Annotated in this window: 14 protein-coding genes, 1 tRNA gene and 1 riboswitch; of the genes, 6 read left to right on the plus strand and 9 right to left on the minus strand. The window is 54.2% G+C overall.

Annotated elements, in window-relative coordinates; genetic code table 11:
• The first annotated feature begins 16 nt into the window (after window positions 1-16).
• From CCALI_RS12985 to pdxS, 4 genes are all read left to right on the plus strand, one after another.
• Window positions 17-1,060: a DnaJ C-terminal domain-containing protein gene (locus tag CCALI_RS12985; RefSeq protein ID WP_016483931.1), complete on the plus strand. Its 1,044-nt coding sequence runs from the start codon at window positions 17-19 to the stop codon at window positions 1,058-1,060.
• A 17-nt stretch (window positions 1,061-1,077) separates the two neighbouring features.
• The gene (locus tag CCALI_RS12990; protein ID WP_016483932.1) at window positions 1,078-1,425 is read left to right on the plus strand and encodes a MerR family transcriptional regulator; all 348 of its coding nucleotides are present in this window, start codon (window positions 1,078-1,080) and stop codon (window positions 1,423-1,425) included.
• Between the two features lie 230 nt (window positions 1,426-1,655).
• On the plus strand, window positions 1,656-2,345 hold the full coding sequence (locus CCALI_RS12995; RefSeq protein WP_016483933.1) for a pyroglutamyl-peptidase I: 690 nt from the start codon (window positions 1,656-1,658) through the stop codon (window positions 2,343-2,345).
• On the plus strand, window positions 2,342-3,244 hold the full coding sequence (gene pdxS / locus CCALI_RS13000) for a pyridoxal 5'-phosphate synthase lyase subunit PdxS (protein ID WP_016483934.1): 903 nt from the start codon (window positions 2,342-2,344) through the stop codon (window positions 3,242-3,244). The genes CCALI_RS12995 and pdxS overlap by 4 nt, the downstream gene beginning before the upstream one ends.
• Window positions 3,245-3,354: 110 nt before the next feature.
• On the opposite strand, the gene metK is transcribed toward pdxS, so the two are convergent.
• The 6 genes from metK to CCALI_RS16510 all read right to left on the minus strand — a co-directional run bounded on the left by metK (window position 3,355) and on the right by CCALI_RS16510 (window position 11,565).
• Entirely contained in the window at window positions 3,355-4,512 is a 1,158-nt protein-coding gene (gene metK, locus CCALI_RS13005) for a methionine adenosyltransferase (protein WP_016483935.1), read from the minus strand.
• Between the two features lie 162 nt (window positions 4,513-4,674).
• Window positions 4,675-4,795: riboswitch (SAM riboswitch) on the minus strand.
• Between the two features lie 82 nt (window positions 4,796-4,877).
• A complete protein-coding gene (locus CCALI_RS13010) occupies window positions 4,878-7,889 on the minus strand; it encodes a glutamine amidotransferase (RefSeq protein WP_016483936.1) in 3,012 nt (1,003 codons plus the stop codon).
• Between the two features lie 43 nt (window positions 7,890-7,932).
• A complete protein-coding gene (locus CCALI_RS13015; protein WP_016483937.1) occupies window positions 7,933-9,042 on the minus strand; it encodes an erythritol/L-threitol dehydrogenase in 1,110 nt (369 codons plus the stop codon).
• 295 nt (window positions 9,043-9,337) lie between these two features.
• Window positions 9,338-10,339, minus strand: a complete 1,002-nt coding sequence (locus tag CCALI_RS13020; RefSeq protein WP_016483938.1) for a YncE family protein — start codon at window positions 10,337-10,339, stop codon at window positions 9,338-9,340.
• A gap of 128 nt (window positions 10,340-10,467) precedes the next feature.
• Window positions 10,468-10,647, minus strand: a complete 180-nt coding sequence (locus CCALI_RS13025) for a hypothetical protein (protein ID WP_016483939.1) — start codon at window positions 10,645-10,647, stop codon at window positions 10,468-10,470.
• Window positions 10,648-10,659: 12 nt separating this feature from the next.
• The gene (locus tag CCALI_RS16510; protein ID WP_016483940.1) at window positions 10,660-11,565 is read right to left on the minus strand and encodes a DUF1559 family PulG-like putative transporter; all 906 of its coding nucleotides are present in this window, start codon (window positions 11,563-11,565) and stop codon (window positions 10,660-10,662) included.
• 298 nt (window positions 11,566-11,863) lie between these two features.
• Between CCALI_RS16510 and CCALI_RS13035 the strand changes: the two genes are divergently transcribed.
• The gene (locus tag CCALI_RS13035; RefSeq protein ID WP_016483941.1) at window positions 11,864-13,240 is read left to right on the plus strand and encodes a bifunctional folylpolyglutamate synthase/dihydrofolate synthase; all 1,377 of its coding nucleotides are present in this window, start codon (window positions 11,864-11,866) and stop codon (window positions 13,238-13,240) included.
• On the opposite strand, the gene CCALI_RS13040 is transcribed toward CCALI_RS13035, so the two are convergent.
• The 3 genes from CCALI_RS13040 to CCALI_RS13050 all read right to left on the minus strand — a co-directional run bounded on the left by CCALI_RS13040 (window position 13,237) and on the right by CCALI_RS13050 (window position 16,011).
• The gene (locus CCALI_RS13040) at window positions 13,237-14,118 is read right to left on the minus strand and encodes a phytanoyl-CoA dioxygenase family protein (RefSeq protein WP_016483942.1); all 882 of its coding nucleotides are present in this window, start codon (window positions 14,116-14,118) and stop codon (window positions 13,237-13,239) included. The two genes, CCALI_RS13035 and CCALI_RS13040, sit on opposite strands and share 4 nt — an antisense overlap.
• 219 nt (window positions 14,119-14,337) lie before the next feature.
• Window positions 14,338-14,916, minus strand: a complete 579-nt coding sequence (locus tag CCALI_RS15520) for a sterol desaturase family protein (protein ID WP_016483943.1) — start codon at window positions 14,914-14,916, stop codon at window positions 14,338-14,340.
• Between the two features lie 330 nt (window positions 14,917-15,246).
• Window positions 15,247-16,011 carry a sugar transferase gene (locus tag CCALI_RS13050; RefSeq protein WP_155850568.1) on the minus strand — a complete coding sequence of 255 codons (765 nt, stop codon included), beginning with the start codon at window positions 16,009-16,011 and terminating at the stop codon, window positions 15,247-15,249.
• Between the two features lie 276 nt (window positions 16,012-16,287).
• Here CCALI_RS13050 and CCALI_RS13055 point away from each other — a divergent pair.
• Window positions 16,288-16,360: transfer RNA gene (locus tag CCALI_RS13055), tRNA-Lys, on the plus strand.
• Window positions 16,361-16,379 lie beyond the last annotated feature (19 nt).

Here is a 16,379-nt window from a genome sequence, read left to right on the forward strand (position 1 = left end):
ATAGGAAGGTGGGGTGATGCCAACGGTGAACGAAAAGGACTACTACGAAATATTGGGTGTAGCGCGCAATGCAACTGCGGACGAGATCAAGAAGGCTTATCGCCGACTTGCGCGCAAATATCACCCCGATCTCAACCCTGGTAATAAAGAAGCAGAGGAGCGCTTTAAGCGCATCCAGGAGGCCTATGATGTGCTCTCCGACCCGGAGAAACGCGCTCGCTACGATCAGTTTGGAGACGCATGGCAACAAGCTCCCTTTGGTGGAGGACCTGGGGATTCAGGTGGCTATTCCTCACCCTTCGGTGACTTTCAGTCCGAAAGCTTTCGGTTTTCCGAAGGAATTAACCTTGAAGACATTTTTCGCATGTTCCGCGGAGGCGATGCGGGCTTCGGTTTTGGGTTTCGCTCGCCGACTGCCACCGCGGAAGACATCGAGTTTGCACTCGATATGACGCTGGAGGAGGCCTATCGAGGTGCGACCAAACAGGCCCGTTTCGTTGTAGAGGATGTCTGTCCAGAGTGCGGAGGTTCTGGGCATAAACGAACGTCTCAAGGACGTTTTGACCTTAGTGCTACCGTGTGCCCACGCTGTCGTGGGACAGGACACATAGCCTCTCCACGCAACGTGCAGGTGAATATTCCACCAGGTGCTTGGGATGGCCTACGGCTGCGATTGCAGGGAATGGGGCCGGCAGATGCCAAAGGGCGACGTGCCGATCTCTACATCACGTTGCGTCAGTTGCCTCATCCGCGCTTTGAGCGGGATGGACAAGACCTCTACTTTGATTTAGAGGTGCCCTTCACCGTGGCTGCTCTAGGCGGTGAAGCCACTGTAGAGATGTTGGACGGGCAGCGCCGGCAGATCGTGATTCCACCAGGGGTTCAATCCGGTCAAAAGTTGCGATTGGCCGGAAAAGGGATGCCACCTTTGAATGGAAGAAAGGCCGGAGATGCGTATGCTCGTGTGCTCATTACCGTGCCACGCAATCTAAGTGAACGAGAGAAGAGTTTACTATTAGAACTAGCGCGTCTGCGCGGCGACGCTGTACGCAGTAAGTGAGAGAGGGGGGAGAGACGATGGCAGCGCACGACAAAAATGAACCGGTTTATATGATTGGAGTTGTAGCCGAATTGACCAACATGCATGCACAGACCATTCGGCTGTACGAGCGACTTGGACTGATAAAGCCGGTGCGACGAAACAAAAATCGGCTCTACTCCCAAGCCGACGTGGAGCGACTGCTGCAAATTCGCCGCCTTACTCAGGATATGGGGGTGAACTTGGCCGGTGTAGAGGTTATTCTGGACCTCCTGAACCGCCTCGAACAGGTTACCGCAGAACGGGATGCCCTCTACAGACGGGCCACAGAGTTTGAAGCACGCGTGAAAGAGTTCTTAGCGAAATACGGTGGTGAGTTCCCTTGACTAGACAACCTAGAGCCGCTTCCCCCCGGTCGGCCTCTACCGGAGCTACTGCCGCCCCCCCTGAGAACGGAGATAAAGTCACTAGCACCCCCTCCGATCGTTTTACCGTCTCCAGCTAAGCAGCGGAGACGATCGCTGAAAGGTAAGCAGAACACTCCCTCCGAATCGTAATAACTTAAAGCAGGGAGTGTGGCGCGTAACGGAGTGACACCTCCCTTGCGGAGGAAAAAATGGGCGTGCAGATTTTGCTTACCGGTTTCGGGCCGTTTGGCGCCGTTGTACAGAACCCTTCACAGCGACTCGTGCGCTATTTCGGAAGGCACCCGATGGAGGGTATTGGCCTTACAGCCATTACGCTTCCTGTCTCGTATACGCAGGCGCCCTGCACCGTTGAAACGCTGATTCGCCAACGTGCCGAGATCGGCCATCCGTTTGATTATGTGCTGATGCTCGGTGTAGCTGCCAACTCCTCTTTTTGGCGTGTGGAGCGTAAAGCACACAATAGAGCGTCCGCAAAGCTCGATGTGGATGAAACGCGCCTAGCGCCAGGACCTATTACTCCGGGAGCTCCCGCGACTTTAGAGGCAACACTGCCCGTCCAACAGCTTGTCGAGGCAATGAACGGACGTGGCATTCCCGCACATCTTTCCGACGATGCAGGCGATTATCTTTGCAACTATCTGTTCTTTCGTGTTCTCTATTTGCTCGCTCAGCTCCCAACTCCACCCCGAGCCGGGTTTCTCCACATTCCTGCGGATGAATCTACCTTCCGTGACCCTGAACATTCACCTGCCCCTATTTTCCCTTTTGAGCAACATGTTTTGGCCTTGGAGACCGTACTGCACACCCTTGCCGCTCTCTCAACGGGAAGAGGCGCAGATGCGGGTACAATGTCTGTGCGGAAAGGAGATGAGAGATGAGCGTGTCTGAATATGAGGCCCAAAAGGCTACATGGCGCACAAAGGTGGGCCTGGCCGAAATGCTGAAGGGCGGCGTGATTATGGACGTCGTCAACGCCGAGCAGGCCGTTATCGCGGAAGAGGCGGGAGCTGTGGCCGTGATGGCCCTCGAGCGCGTGCCGGCCGACATACGAAAGCAAGGCGGTGTCGCCCGAATGTCCGACCCTAAAATGATCAAGGAGATCATGGAGGCCGTTACTATTCCGGTGATGGCCAAGTGCCGAATCGGGCATTTCGTAGAGGCGCAGATCCTTGAGGCCATTGGGGTGGACTTCATAGATGAGAGCGAGGTGCTAACTCCTGCAGATGAGGAAAACCACATTAATAAGCACGCTTTCAAGGTCCCCTTCGTTTGCGGTTGTCGCGATTTAGGCGAGGCTTTACGGCGTATTGGGGAGGGCGCTGCCATGATCCGCACGAAAGGCGAAGCGGGCACAGGCAACGTCGTCGAGGCAGTACGGCACATGCGCACGGTAATGCGCGACATTCGCCGCATTCAGTCTCTGCGAGAAGATGAGCTTATGGCGGTGGCGAAGGAGTTACGTGCTCCTTATGAGCTGGTTGTTGAGGTACATCGAACAGGCAAACTGCCCGTCCCTAACTTCTCTGCGGGAGGCATCGCGACCCCAGCCGACGCAGCGCTGATGATGCAGCTTGGAGCTGAGGCTGTGTTCGTGGGATCGGGCATCTTCAAGTCGGAAAACCCCAAAGCCAGGGCACGCGCTATTGTGGATGCGGTGGCTCACTATAACGATCCCAAAATCTTGGCCGAGATCTCTGAAGGCCTTGGGGAGCCCATGCCTAGCCTTGACATTCATACCTTAGAAGAGAAGGAGCTTCTCGCCACCCGCGGTTGGTAGGGGAGCCATGAGCTTGTTGGGTTCGCTCTGTCTTGTAAGGCCAGGCGCAAAAAGAGGGACCGATCAGAGTCGCTGAACGGTCCCTTCTTTTTGCTAAATTGCTAAACCCTCTATGCGATTTCAACGGCTAGATCGAGCTGCTCCCAGGGAAAATCTGGATTGCCAAAATGCCCATTGCGAGCCGTTTCGATGTAGCGTACTCGGGCAGGATTGAGCAGCTGAAGCCGCTCGATCATAGCGCGAGGCCGCAAGTCCACCTTTTCTAGCACCCGCTTCACGATCTTTTCATCGGGGATTTTGCCGGTACCGAAGGTGTCCAGCATAACGCTTACAGGTCGTGCCACGCCAATGGCATAGGCGAGCTGAATCTCCGCTCGGTCAGCTAGCCCGGCAGCCACAATGTTTTTTGCGATATAGCGTGCGGTATAGGCCGCCGAGCGATCGACCTTAGAGGGGTCTTTTCCGGAAAAAGCACCGCCTCCATGACGTGCGGCCCCACCGTACGTATCCACAATGATTTTTCTGCCGGTGACACCGGTGTCTGCTTGAGGCCCCCCAATGACGAATCGGCCGGTTGGATTGATGAAATAGCGAATGTTTCCATGATCATAGCGCTCATAACGCTGGAGCACCGGGCCGATAACATAGTTGCATACCCGCTCCTTCACATCCTCTTGCGAGAGCGCCTCATCATGTTGGGTAGAGACCACAATGGTCTCAATGTGATGGGGACGCCCCGCTTCATCTAGCGCGATGGTCACCTGCGCTTTTCCATCTGGTCGAAATCCCAGCTCTGGGTGGCTGCGGCGCACGGCAGCCAGCTGGCGCGTGAGGTCATGGGCGATGGTGATGGCCAGCGGCATAAGCTGTTCGGTTTCGCGTGTTGCGTAACCGAACATCAATCCCTGATCACCGGCACCCTGCTCGTTGGGGTCTTCGCGATCCACTCCCTGGGCAATATCCGGCGACTGCTGTTGGATGGCGAGCATGACGCCAGTGGTATGACCATCGAACCCGTAGGCGGTGTCGGTATAGCCTACACTGACAATGGTTTTGCGCACAACGTCGGCGATCTCTACGTAGGCGGATGTGGTAAGCTCGCCAGCAACAACGCAGAGGCCGCGAGTAAGGAGGGTTTCAAGGGCCACGCGCGCGTTAGGATCTTGCTCGATCAGGGCATCAAGTACCGCATCGCTGATCTGATCGGCCAGCTTATCGGGATGGCCTTCCGTGACACTTTCTGATGTAAACAGACGGAATTCGGACATAGTCGTTTGTTCCTTTCTTTGAGAGTCCGGCCGAAAAAGCCGCGCAAGCAAGCGAAAAGCCTCTTCCGCAGAGCAGAAGAGGCTGCAGACGCGCCAGAAAAAACGTTTTTATCGGACGGACTCCCTAACAAGTCCCTATGTCCCTACTCCGCGCGTGCAAGCCTCTTATCTGCGCAGTAGGTGCCAAAGCACCTCTGCCCGGATTTAGCACCTGCCTGGCCGAAAAACCAGGTGGTTGTTGCGGCGTCATTGGGCCGGCTCCCTCGACCGCTCTCGATAAGAAGCTTCTCGCTATGCTATTGTTGAATTCAAAAAGGATAATACTTCATTTAGGTCAAGTGTGTCAAGAAGGAGGTTGGTCAGAACTAGGGAGGATTTTGGTCATCACGGGGCTCCGTTGAGACTTCCACCTGAGAACGGGCGCGTTGTTTAGCCGCCATAAGGCGAGAAAGCCCAGCCATCTCCGCTTCTTCGGAAGGAGCGAGTTCTTCGGCTGCCTCCGGCTCTTTTAGAGGCAAGTTTGGCTCGCCCCGCATTGGCTCTTCAAGGCGAGAGAACACGATAGAGGGGCGCGACATCGACTGTGCAGAAGGAGCCTCTTTGGTAACGGCGCGCTGCGCTGTGGCCGGTTGCTCGCTGAAAGCTGCCTGTTTGGCCTTCTTAAGACGCGAAAGACGCCTGCGCTCAACATCTTCTGCAGGCTTTCTACGCCATCGAAGCCGGTTCCATGCGCGTTGCAGCGCTTTGGCATCTATGGCAAGTCGGCGTAAGGCAATGTCTACCGGTAAGAGCAGCAAAGCGGCGATCACAAGTGGAAGGGTGAGGTCTACCGGGCTGGCCTCCTCTGGCCGATCGGCGCCAAAGATGGCCTGCGGGGATGGGTTATACCGACCAAGACCGAGTTCCGCTAGCCGACTGAGCAGGTAGCGATTTACGTCCAGCTCGCGATATTCTGCTGGATAGGGGTTTACGAGATCAGTAGGCATGGAGACCAACTGGCTGCTGCTCGGTGTCTTATAGAGTACATTAATAGCATAAGTGCCTGTATCTGGAGCGTCGAAGGTGCCCTCATAGTGACCGGGAGCGGTTTGCCGCAGCGGGATATCAAAGGGTTTTGGAGGCGTTGGATTGCCATTATCTGGAGGAACGATATGGGCTTGGACTTTGAGGTTGTCCACGAAATGCCCTTGTGTGTCCACAGCATCGAGAGTGATGTGCCCTAAACCGTTTTCTTGAGTGGTTTGTAAGTCGTAATCATAGGCCGGGGAGGGACGCATCGTCCAACGCACCGTTTGTGCCCAGAACTTGGCATAGCCAGGCCAATGAAGCCATTGGGCTGCCCAGCGTGCGCGGTCGTCCGACATGAACGCCACAGAACGCCCTAGCCCATAGCGCCAACTAGCAAAGATGGGGTTGTTACGCCCTGGTGAGGCGTCAAGAAGCCCCAAAGTCGCCGTGGGTTTGAGCGAAACCACGTCGTAGCCGAGAAGTGGAGGGGCGTCGCTCCAATTGATGCCCTTGAGCGCGCCGCTTGTATCTACAGGAGTTGGGTCGAAAGGCTCTTCGATGATAGGGGGTTGACTGATGGTCTCTTGGTCTTTCAGAAGCAGACGAGGCAACTCTTGCGGCGAGTCGGCCACGTAGGCCTGGCCATGTCCGAGAATGGCCATGGCTTCCATGTAGCGCTTACCCATAGCATCGGCACCGGATGCGATGGTAGATACCGTAATCCCCTCTGATGTCACTTTCTTGAAGGCCGCTATAGTCTGTTTCTGATTGGCCTCATAGATAGCGTCCCCATCCCCCAAAAAGATGATATGTTTGATCTTGGCGTCGGTGTTGTTAAGCACACGGGCTGCTTCCAGCAGGAAGGGAATGTAGCTAGGCGGATCGCCCATATTGGTGAGGTCTTGCATTTGGGCTTTAATGGCATTGGGGTCGGTGACATGCTGCATGGGAATGCGCCAGGTGCCGGCGGGGCTTTGTCCGTTGGTGTTCTGCCCAAAATAGAATCCGTTGCAGTCGAGGACTCCTAGCTGATCAATAGGTTCGAGAAGGTCTACAATGGCTTTTGCGGCTTCGATAGACATGTTGACCGTAGTGGGAATTTCCAGATCTTCAATCACGAGCGCTACCGCCACAGAGGGGAGGCGCTTTTGCTTCTTGACATCCATGCTAACCGGAAGCGCCTCCTCAATGGGGGTATGCCGATAATAGCCGGCCCCGAAGCTCTGGTCGCCGCCCACCATCCCGAGGCCGATGCCAAAATCTCTACAGGCTGTTTGCAGGGCGCGCATCTGAGCATCTGACAACTCGGTGGCCGAAACATTGCTGAGGAAGATGCTATCGAAGCCTTCTAGGGAGGCTGCATCGGTCGGTAAGGCCTGAGGGGGGGCGTAGGCAACGTCAATATTCTCTTTTCGAAGGGTTTGTTGCAGAAAGCTGGTGAGGGCCGGACTATCCGCCACATAGAGCAGCGTTGGCTTACCGCGCACCCATACCAATCCCTCCCCCTTATTGTTTTCAGAAAAGGTATCTTGGGGAGCGTTCAGAGTAACGGTATAGCGATAGGTTCCCGGATGAGCTATGGTTTGAGAAAACGATATAAGATTTTTACCGGGATGAAGAGTTACATGCTTTTGAGGGGCGGCTGGTTCGCCGTTGCGTAAAAGGACAAGTGTGGCGGGTTGTGCTGTAAGGCTCTCCACAACAGCTCGCACGGCAAACGGTTCTCCGATCTTCACACGACTTGGGAGGGCAAGGCGCTCTATCAGCGCCTCTTGCTTGAGATGGTGTGGCAGCACCACTGTATCTAGAAGAATATGATTAGCTTGCAGTTCCGATAGGGTCCCAAGCGCGTTTCCAGTTGTCTCATCTCCATCGGAGAGAAGTACAATGCGCTTGCCAGGGTTACCCGGTATGCTGTTGAGGAGCGCTTTCGCTTCCCGCAAGGCATCGGCGATGTTGGTGGCGTCTGTGGGGCCGGGCTCTTGCAGATAGTTTGTCGGAAAGGAGTGCGCCGGCAGCGCTTGGATATGCGGCTCCTTAGCAAAGGTTATAAGGCCGGCTAAATCCTGAGCGTGCATGCCTTTTTGCGCGTCAGCAAGGTAGTGCTTTGCCCATTCTAAGTCCTCCGCAGGAATGGATCGGGAGCTATCTACGGCGAAGATAACGGCCAGACGATGTCCCCTTCGCACCCACTGAAAGCCGGCAAGGGCCAAGATCAGCAGCGTGACGAGAAGGCATCGCACCAGCAGTGCCAGGCGCCGTCGAGGGAGTGGCAGATCGGAGAACGTGTTACGATTGAGCCACGCGAAGAAGAGATAAAGCGGTGGCAGTAAGAGAAGCCAGAACCAGGTTGTGAATTGAAACGGCACCTCTTAGCCTCTTACCAAAGGGTTCCTACAAAACATCTGCGAGTCACTTCGTACCGTCTGAAGGTTGCAGGAGGACTTTAATGGACTCGCGCCCTGCTTGCACCATACGAAAGCCTTCTAGGTATCGTTCCAAAGGCAACTTATGCGTCACGATGCCATCCGTTTTTAGCAGGCCGCGATTCAGGTAGTCAATCACTTTTGGGTAGCAGCCCGGCCCCAAGTGCGCACCGTAGATGTTCAACTCTTTGGTGTCGCCGATGATCGTCCAGTCGGTGGTGGTTGGTTCTTTCATCACAGAGAACTCCACAAAGTTGCCTCCTTTACGGATGGCACGTAGCCCCTGGTTCACCGCGTCCGGATGGCCCGTTGCCTCGATATAGACATCGCAGCCATATCCGTCGGTAAGATCGAGGATCTCCTGTACGACATCGGTCTTATCTGGGTTCAAGATGCGGTCGGCGCCCAGGTTTTGAGCTAGCTGCAGCCGTTGGTCGCTTTTATCCACGGAGATAAGGCATCCTGGGTTCTTGAGACGGGCGCAGGCGATCATGCCGAGCCCTAGCGGTCCAGCCCCTGCGATAACGACGACATCGCCAAACTGAATTTGCGCTCGCTCTACGGCGTGCATCGAGCAGGCAAGCGGTTCGATAAGAGCGGCCTTTTCCACCGGCAGTTCGTCGGGCACTTTGTAGACAAGGGCGCGATCAGGGAAGAGCATGTAATCGGCCATGCCCCCATGCGTGTAGGTATGGAAGCCATAGATATCATGAACGAGGCAGAGCCAGTAACGGCCGGTGCGGCAGTAGCGGCAGTTACCACAAGGCACAATCTGTTCAGAAATAGCCCTATCGCCCACTTTAAGACCGTGTCGCTCTGCAGCCCCTTCTCCTAAAGCAACGACCCGCCCGATGAACTCATGGCCGGCGGTAACGGGGGCTTGCACATATCCTTTTCGAAAGGCATCGCCCCAAAAGAGGGGCGCACCCATAAAGCACTTCACATCAGACGCACAGATCCCACATGCCTCCACACGCACAAGAACTTCGCCGGGGCCGGGCATGGGCACACCTACTTCCTCTAAACGATAGTCTTCGGGGCCGTGGCATCGAACGGCCTTCATCGTTTTCGGTAGTTCACCATGGATAGAGACCATTTCTGAAGCTCCTTTCCTCCTGTGCCCTCTGTTACTAAGGACGTCGTCGAGACGATATTTGTTATCTTGTATCTTGGATAGAGGGGCACATAAAACAGTTTCGTCTTTCTGGAGGAACTCTCCTGCTTCAAAAAAGTTGAGCTCACAAAATACATCTATGGTTGTTTGTGGAGTGGTGATAAGACGAGTTCTTTGTCATCTAAAGACAATGGATCGTTTTTACAAGTACGGGCAGCTGGATACTCCAGCTGCCCGTACACGTATCAGTTTTTCGTAGCCCTACTGCAAATTTCCTCTACTCAGCATGAAACGCCTGAAGGTAGCTATGTGTGCTGTCGCCATAGCAAACCCATACGGTGTGCGTGCGAGGGTCTACAGCGAGCGTGTGAGATCCGCGATGATCGGCTACGTTGCCAAGCAGCTTTAGACCGGTGCTTGTCTCTTGAAGCACCGCCAAATCGCCGTTGCCACAGGCGCAATAGAGCCGCTTCAGGCCGGCGTCGAACGCGATCTGGTCTACATAGTTGGAGCCGAAAGTGACAGAGGCGATGACCTTTCCTGTTTTTAAGTCTATGGCTGCGGCTTTCCCCTCACCCGCCACAAAAAGCCAGCCTCGCTTTGCATCTAGCGCCTGACCATGGGGCGACTCCACTGGGGCGGTAGACCAGGTGGCGACAACGGTGTTTGTGGATGGATCTATGACCTGCACCTCATTGGCCGTTTTAATGTTCTGGTAAAGGCGATGTGTTTTTGAGTCGTACTCGATGTACTCTGGGGCACCGGCGATAGCGATGTTACCGGTCACTTTCTGCTGATCGACATCTACCGTCCATAGCTCAGTGCCGTCATCATGGGTTACGTAGAGCGTGCGATTATCCGGATCAAATTCGATATCGTCCGCGGGACCGGGAAGGGGTATTTCCCCGATCTTGTTCATCGTTCGGTAGTCGAAAATAACTACTTTTTGGTTGCCTCCTGCGGCGTAGAAACGATTCGCACGGTAGTCAATGGCGATGCCATTGACCCTTCCGTCGGTGTCGTACTCGGTGATGTGATTGTCTTTGACGGAGAGCATGGTAAGGCGGCCAGCACCCGGATGGGACGCGTAGACACGGTTTCCCCGAGCGTCAAAGAGCATGTAGTCGAAGCCGCCTGAACTATTAGGGACTTCCATAGGAGGCTCTGCGACGAGCGGTGTCATGTCTTTGGCGATGGCGTGGAAACGTCCGAAAACCAGCCATGTGAGGCTTGCTCCCAAGATAGTCAGCCTACTGAGAGTGAGGTTACGTGGACGCATTGTACAGGAATCCTTTCTTATAAGATGGTTTACAGGCAGAGCGAACCTCTGTGCGGCGTAGAGAATAAGGGGAGAGGGGCCAGCAGGGCCGCAACCTACTGACCCCGTTCAAAAAGATAGACTGAAGTTTATTTGTCTTTGTTTCGCTCGATAGTGGCTTGGCGACGTGCCGTCATGGTATTAAGGGTGCTGCTGCTCATTCCGGGGGTGGTGCGCATCCCCTGCGGAACGTCGGCCGATCTGCCGCAACCGGCGCAGAGCAGAGCGGCTAACAGCACCAACGCCCACGCTTTGGTTTTCCATGTCATGGCGTGTGTCCCCTAAGGGTTAACCGTGGAATGGGAATAGAGGTCATCTACAGCTTGTGCGCAGGTCTCTCCGTCGCTTTGGAGGGGGTAGGATGGAAAGACAGGGGTATTGCCGCCGATGGCGTAGTTTCCAACAGCATCGGGGCTATAGCAGAAGTCGAAAGCATCCTGCTTATTGGCTGGAAGGCCGACGAGACCATATCCGCTATACTCTGCCGCTGTGAACTTAATGGGTTTGGCATGCCCGTCGGCAAAGCAGAAGCCTAGCATCTGCATATGGCGGATATTGCTGGTGCTGAACCCATCTGGTAAAGTGCTGAAGATATTGTCTGCGGTAATGGAGTAGGTAGGGGTATCGTAGGAGTCGCCAAAGACGGCCAGAGAAGCTGGGTTTGCAAACTCGGCGATCGCTCTGCCAGGGCGATAGGAGCTGCCAGGGTTGCCAGGGTCGGGCTGATCGGGTCCTACAACCCCATAACCGCCATCGCTTACCAATCCCTGATTGTAGCCGTAACCCAAGCAGACGTGTCTGGGATTTATACCGTCTTCACAGTAGGGCTTGCCATTTCGACGGAGAGGCCAGTCGGTTCGGTCGGGGCAGTAGAACATATCTACGTTCTTGATGTAGGGCTGCAGGATGACATAGTAGTCCTGGATGATCAGCCCGTTTGGGTTTGTTGGCGTTTTGATGCCTCCAGGAAGTCTCACATGCGAGACCATCGGCATGGTCTCATCGTAGTCTTGGGTGTACATAATCGTTGCAAGACCTATTTGGTGTAAGTTGCTGATACAGGTGATGGCGCGCGCCTTCTCGCGCGCCTGTGCGAAAACGGGGAACAGAATAGCTGCGAGTATCGCTATAATCGCGATGACAACAAGCAGCTCAATGAGGGTGAATCCACGAACGAGTCGTTTCATCGTCTCTTCTCCTTTGCTTAGCGTTCCGAGGGTATTTAGGGTTAACGGACTGATGTATCCGATAACCAAGATCATTGTGCGACGCTGCAGGTTAAGTTCGTGTTAAATTGCTGTTAAGGGAATGTTAAGCTAGGAGGCCTCGTTTGCCAAAGGAGTTTAGGGCGAGCTGGTGCCACTTTATATTGCAATAGGAATAGATAGCTCTAGAGAGCGTTGAGTTGGCAGGTACCATCTCGCTTATCCTTGCATTCCTCGGGTAAGATAAAGACAATAGCTAGGACAAAATCGGGGAGAGCAGATGGATTTTGAAGAGGCGATAGCCTATATGTCGAGCCTGCTACGATTCGGGTGGAAGCTAGGCCTCGACCGTTTTGAGGCGCTGTGCGAGCGTTTGGGAAACCCTCATCGGCGCTACCATGTGATTCATGTGACCGGCACGAAAGGAAAAGGCTCGACGACGGCAATGGCGGCGGCCATCCTGCGTGAAGCAGGATATCGAGTCGGAGGTTACTATTCGCCCTACGTCTACGACCCCTGTGAGCGTGTGGTGGTAGATGGCGAGAAGATCCCCCGTGAGGACTTCGCGCGTCTGGTTACCCTGATTCGGCCCTATGTCGAGGAGCTCGCCAGGGGGCCTCACGGCCAAACCACAGAGTTTGAGCTGAAAACCGCGCTAGGCTTCTGCTATTTTGCTGAGCAGAAAGTGGATTGGGCCTGTGTGGAAGTGGGTTTAGGAGGACGTTTGGATGCCACTAATGTGGTACAGCCCGATGCAACCGTGATCACCAACATCGGCCTCGATCATATGCATATTTTAGGCGACACCCATGCCAAAATCGCTGCCGAGAAGGCCGGCATCATCAAATGCGGCATACCCTGTTTCACCGCCACCGATCATCCCGATGCTTTGGAGGTCATTCAGCGCACAGCGCTTCAGCGGGAGGCGCCTCTGGCACGTGTTTTACCTGGTCAAGCTTCACACCCTACCTTCGATCCAACTCGAGTGATTTGGCAGTTAGAGGTATCCGACTCGGCGTCGGATTTAGAAAAACAGACGGCTCGTGTAACCATTGCGACGCCGGCACGCCTCTATTCAGGGCTAGAGGTTCGAATGGAGGGCATCTATCAACGGGCAAATGCCGCTTGTGCGGTAGCCGCTGTGGAGAGTGCACTCCTACGACAGGGGGTTCAACTCGACGAGGAGGCCGTCCGTAGAGGCTTGGCACGCTGCACCCTTCCAGGACGTATGGAGGTAACCAAGCTGACTAATCAGCGGGTTTTAGTGCGTGACGGCGCGCATAACGGCATGGCAGCTCAAGCGCTTATAGGGCCTGTAGACGCGATTTACCGACGAGAAAACCTAAAGCGCATCCTCTTCGTTACCGGTATGCTAAGCGGTCACGACCCCGATGAGGTGCTCTCTCTCTTTGCTGCTAAGGCCGCTCATGTCTACTGCTCACAGCCCGATTGGAAGCGTGCTCTACCTAAAGAGCAGGTTGCCGAGGTCGCACGACGCTATTGTTCGTCGGTGAGCCTTCATCCTACCGTGCGGGACGCTCTACAGGCAGCATTAGACGACTCCCGGGCTGGCGACCTTATTCTCGTAACCGGCTCTTTCTACACCGTTGGTGAGGCACGTATTGAGGAGATTGCCAGCGATCAGATTCTTCGTTAATCCACCGGCGTTTGTAGGGCAAGGTTTCGCGGCACGATATTTAAGGAGTACCGGCGCCAGTAATACTTCAAATCCTCGTTTTGCCAGCCTTCGTATATCTGCTCCCAGCTTAACCGTCCATAATGGGGCATCAACGAATCTTCCACAATCGGTTGGGAAGCACCTTGGTAACGATAGTCAGCTGATATGCGCAGCCGATTCGTGGTGCGATTGGGCAGTGCACGGTGAACGGTATAGCTGTGGAAGATCAGCACATCGCCCACCTGCATGTCACTGGCGTGCCAGCGGAGATTCATCGTTTCCGTCTCCACTCGCAGCCCGCCCGGCCCTGTTGCCGAATGAACCGGCATGAGGCCAAAACGATGGGAACCTGCCAGAACCGCCAAAACACCTAGCTCTATGGGGCAGTCGGTAAGGGGAATCCAGGCGGTATAGGTGTTTGGTGTCCCTTGAATCAGTGGGTAGTCTTGATGGGGAGGGGTGCTAAAGAACTCGGCATCGGGAAACACGATGCGTGCAATGTTACGAGGATGAACAAGCACGGTTTCCTCCAAGAGGGCTTCCATAAGCTGTAACAGCTCAGGGCGATGGGCAAGCGCGTGGAAGACCTCCTGTTTTTGAAGCGGATCGTAGACTTCCCACCAGGTGTCGCTGCCTTCTAAACGCGCCGGGCCATGGGCGTAGCCCTGCTGATCGGCCCATTCATAGGCCTGACATAACTTTAGGACGGTTGCATAGACCTCATGAACCACATCCTTAGGAAGCAGCAAGGAGAGGTAGAGGTAGCCCTCCTCCTGCATCTGCCGGCTCAGGGCTTCCGGGTTTGGCAAGAGGTCACGCGAATCGCGAAAGGGATGAAGCTCCTGTCGATCCGTCATAAAGTCGGCCTCCTTAAACGTGGATAAAAATAACCTTCCATACAGCTTTTTTTCTTTTCCTACCGCATTTTACCTCTTTTGCAGGTAGCCGTAGACTCTTTTAAGCTTCCTCGAATGGAGGCGGGATCGGCTCTTACCTGTTCACCCAGCCTATGAACTCAAAAAACCCTTAGATCGCACGAACGACCTAAGGGTTCCAGCCTACAAATGTGAAAACAGTTAACTGGCGATGTGGCTCTCTTTGAGGCTCGACTCCACGGTAGCCCGTGTTTTTTGAAGGCTTGAGGCGCTGACGAAAGTACCTAGGCAGACATCGGCCAAAGGAAAGAACACGTTGAGGTTCTTCAGCATGTATTTGTGGTGAATACGATGATGCTCTTTCACAAAAGTGAACGGCCAGCGATTTTCAAACCAGCGATTCCCGGGAATATGCATGCAGTAGTGGAAATACTCGTAGACGGCGTAGTAAGTTGTGACAGCGGCCAGTCCCCCCCACATGCTCTGCCAGCCCGTCAACGCTTGAACAGTCCAAAAGAGCGGTGCATGGAAAGCCAGAAAGAGCACAAGGGCAAACCAGTTCATCGCCACATGATCTTTCTCTTGTCCTTCCTGCCACTCGTATGATGTCGGCTCGTACTTGTAGCGTTGGTGATGGACTAACTGATGCGCACGGAAGGTGCTCTTAACAAATCGCGGTGAATGGAACAGATACCGATGAAACGCCCACTCGAAAAAGCTTCCATAAAGGAAGTAAAAGACGAAGGCGAGCGCCTCCTGCCCTAGAAAGTTCCAATTCATAAAGGTGTTTTTCCCTCTCTATTTTTCAGCATCGGCATGCGCGGAAACTTGCGAGCCGCGATGCATACTTCAGTAGTACTCGGTTGTGCTTCTGCTTGTTAGCAAGCTAAACGGAAAAGTACCGCTTTTCTGTTTGTGGTTAGCTTCCGAGCAGATACATTATACCCGAATAATAGGTAGAAGACGTTCTTTTCTGTAGAGGTGGCCAGCTCTACAACACCAAGCGCGATAGATAGAGACGATTCTGCAGGCAGGCTTGCGGTGCATCAAAGCTAAAACACTCTTGCTTTAACGGGCGCGGAGAGCGACGTTGGTAAAGGTGCCTAACAACTAGTGGGCACCGGAGCCGGTGAGAACGGCTGGAATGGTTTGAAGCAAAATTTTTACATCGGTAAGGAAGGACATCGTTTCGATATAGAGAAGATCTAGCTCGACCCAGCGCTCAAAGCTGATGTTACTGCGCCCGCTTACCTGCCAAAGACAAGTGAGGCCGGGAAGGACGGCCAGGCGCTGTCGAGCATAGTCATCGTACTGCTCGACTTCGCTGGGGAGAGGAGGGCGCGGGCCTACAATGGACATATCGCCTTTCAGTACGTTGATAAGTTGCGGCAGTTCATCAATACTTAATTTGCGTAGAATGGCGCCTACGGGGGTAACCCGAGGGTCTCGCTTCATCTTGAACACAGGGCCTTTGGCCTCGTTCAGGTGAAGCAGCTGTTGTTTCTTCTGTTCGGCGTCTACGCACATGGAGCGAAACTTATAGCACCAAAAGTAGCGCCCGCCCTTGCCAACACGCACCTGTCGGAAGATGATGGGGCCTGGTGAGGTAAGGCGGATCAGAAGAGCAGCAAGCAGCATGATAGGAGAAAAAAGGATGAGCGCAAATAAGGCAACGACGATGTCAAAAATACGTTTTAGGCGTGCGTAAGGCACCTCTTTGCAAGGGAAGCGCGGGTCAACGTAGTCTTTAGCGAACCGACGGATCTCTTGCTCATAGGAGGGTCTAACAGAGTATGACCGGGATTTTTGGTTCTCTATTAAGTCCGTGCGTTCCTCTTGAACAGTAACGAAAGGCGAGGCACTGTTTTGACTCATTACTCCCATCCTAACTTTCCTCCGCACGCTGTCTAGTTCTGTTCGATACGCTGTCACTAAACCTTAGTGCAATTTCCGTGCCAAATTAGCGGGCAAAGAAGCCATTTGAGGGAAATTTAGAAAAAATTTCCGATTGCCCCGAAGCAGACTAAAACAGTGAGTTTTCGGCCGTCGTACCCTTTTTCTTTAGGGAATCGATTCGAGAGAGAAGAGAACAGATAAGGCAGGTTGACAGATGACGGAGGCAAAGAGTATAATCCAAAAACTGTGGACCTTGAGAGCATAGCTCAGGTGGTAGAGCAACGCCCTTTTAAGGCGTGGGCCCTGGGTTCGAATCCCAGTGCTCTCAGAAACGAGAACGCGGAAGG

Origin of the sequence: Chthonomonas calidirosea T49, from assembly GCF_000427095.1 — a bacterium.
Lineage (GTDB): Bacteria > Armatimonadota > Chthonomonadetes > Chthonomonadales > Chthonomonadaceae > Chthonomonas > Chthonomonas calidirosea.

Bases quoted from the DNA above. Each gene is read 5' to 3' on its own strand.
- CCALI_RS12985 (WP_016483931.1), top strand. From the start codon at position 17: ATGCCAACGGTGAACGAAAAGGACTACTACGAAATATTGGGTGTAGCG.
- CCALI_RS12990 (WP_016483932.1), top strand. From the start codon at position 1,078: ATGGCAGCGCACGACAAAAATGAACCGGTTTATATGATTGGAGTTGTA.
- CCALI_RS12995 (WP_016483933.1), top strand. From the start codon at position 1,656: ATGGGCGTGCAGATTTTGCTTACCGGTTTCGGGCCGTTTGGCGCCGTT.
- pdxS (WP_016483934.1), top strand. From the start codon at position 2,342: ATGAGCGTGTCTGAATATGAGGCCCAAAAGGCTACATGGCGCACAAAG.
- metK (WP_016483935.1), bottom strand. From the start codon at position 4,512: ATGTCCGAATTCCGTCTGTTTACATCAGAAAGTGTCACGGAAGGCCAT.
- CCALI_RS13015 (WP_016483937.1), bottom strand. From the start codon at position 9,042: ATGGTCTCTATCCATGGTGAACTACCGAAAACGATGAAGGCCGTTCGA.
- CCALI_RS13020 (WP_016483938.1), bottom strand. From the start codon at position 10,339: ATGCGTCCACGTAACCTCACTCTCAGTAGGCTGACTATCTTGGGAGCA.
- CCALI_RS13025 (WP_016483939.1), bottom strand. From the start codon at position 10,647: ATGACATGGAAAACCAAAGCGTGGGCGTTGGTGCTGTTAGCCGCTCTG.
- CCALI_RS16510 (WP_016483940.1), bottom strand. From the start codon at position 11,565: ATGAAACGACTCGTTCGTGGATTCACCCTCATTGAGCTGCTTGTTGTC.
- CCALI_RS13035 (WP_016483941.1), top strand. From the start codon at position 11,864: ATGGATTTTGAAGAGGCGATAGCCTATATGTCGAGCCTGCTACGATTC.
- CCALI_RS13040 (WP_016483942.1), bottom strand. From the start codon at position 14,118: ATGACGGATCGACAGGAGCTTCATCCCTTTCGCGATTCGCGTGACCTC.
- CCALI_RS15520 (WP_016483943.1), bottom strand. From the start codon at position 14,916: ATGAATTGGAACTTTCTAGGGCAGGAGGCGCTCGCCTTCGTCTTTTAC.
- CCALI_RS13050 (WP_155850568.1), bottom strand. From the start codon at position 16,011: ATGAGTCAAAACAGTGCCTCGCCTTTCGTTACTGTTCAAGAGGAACGC.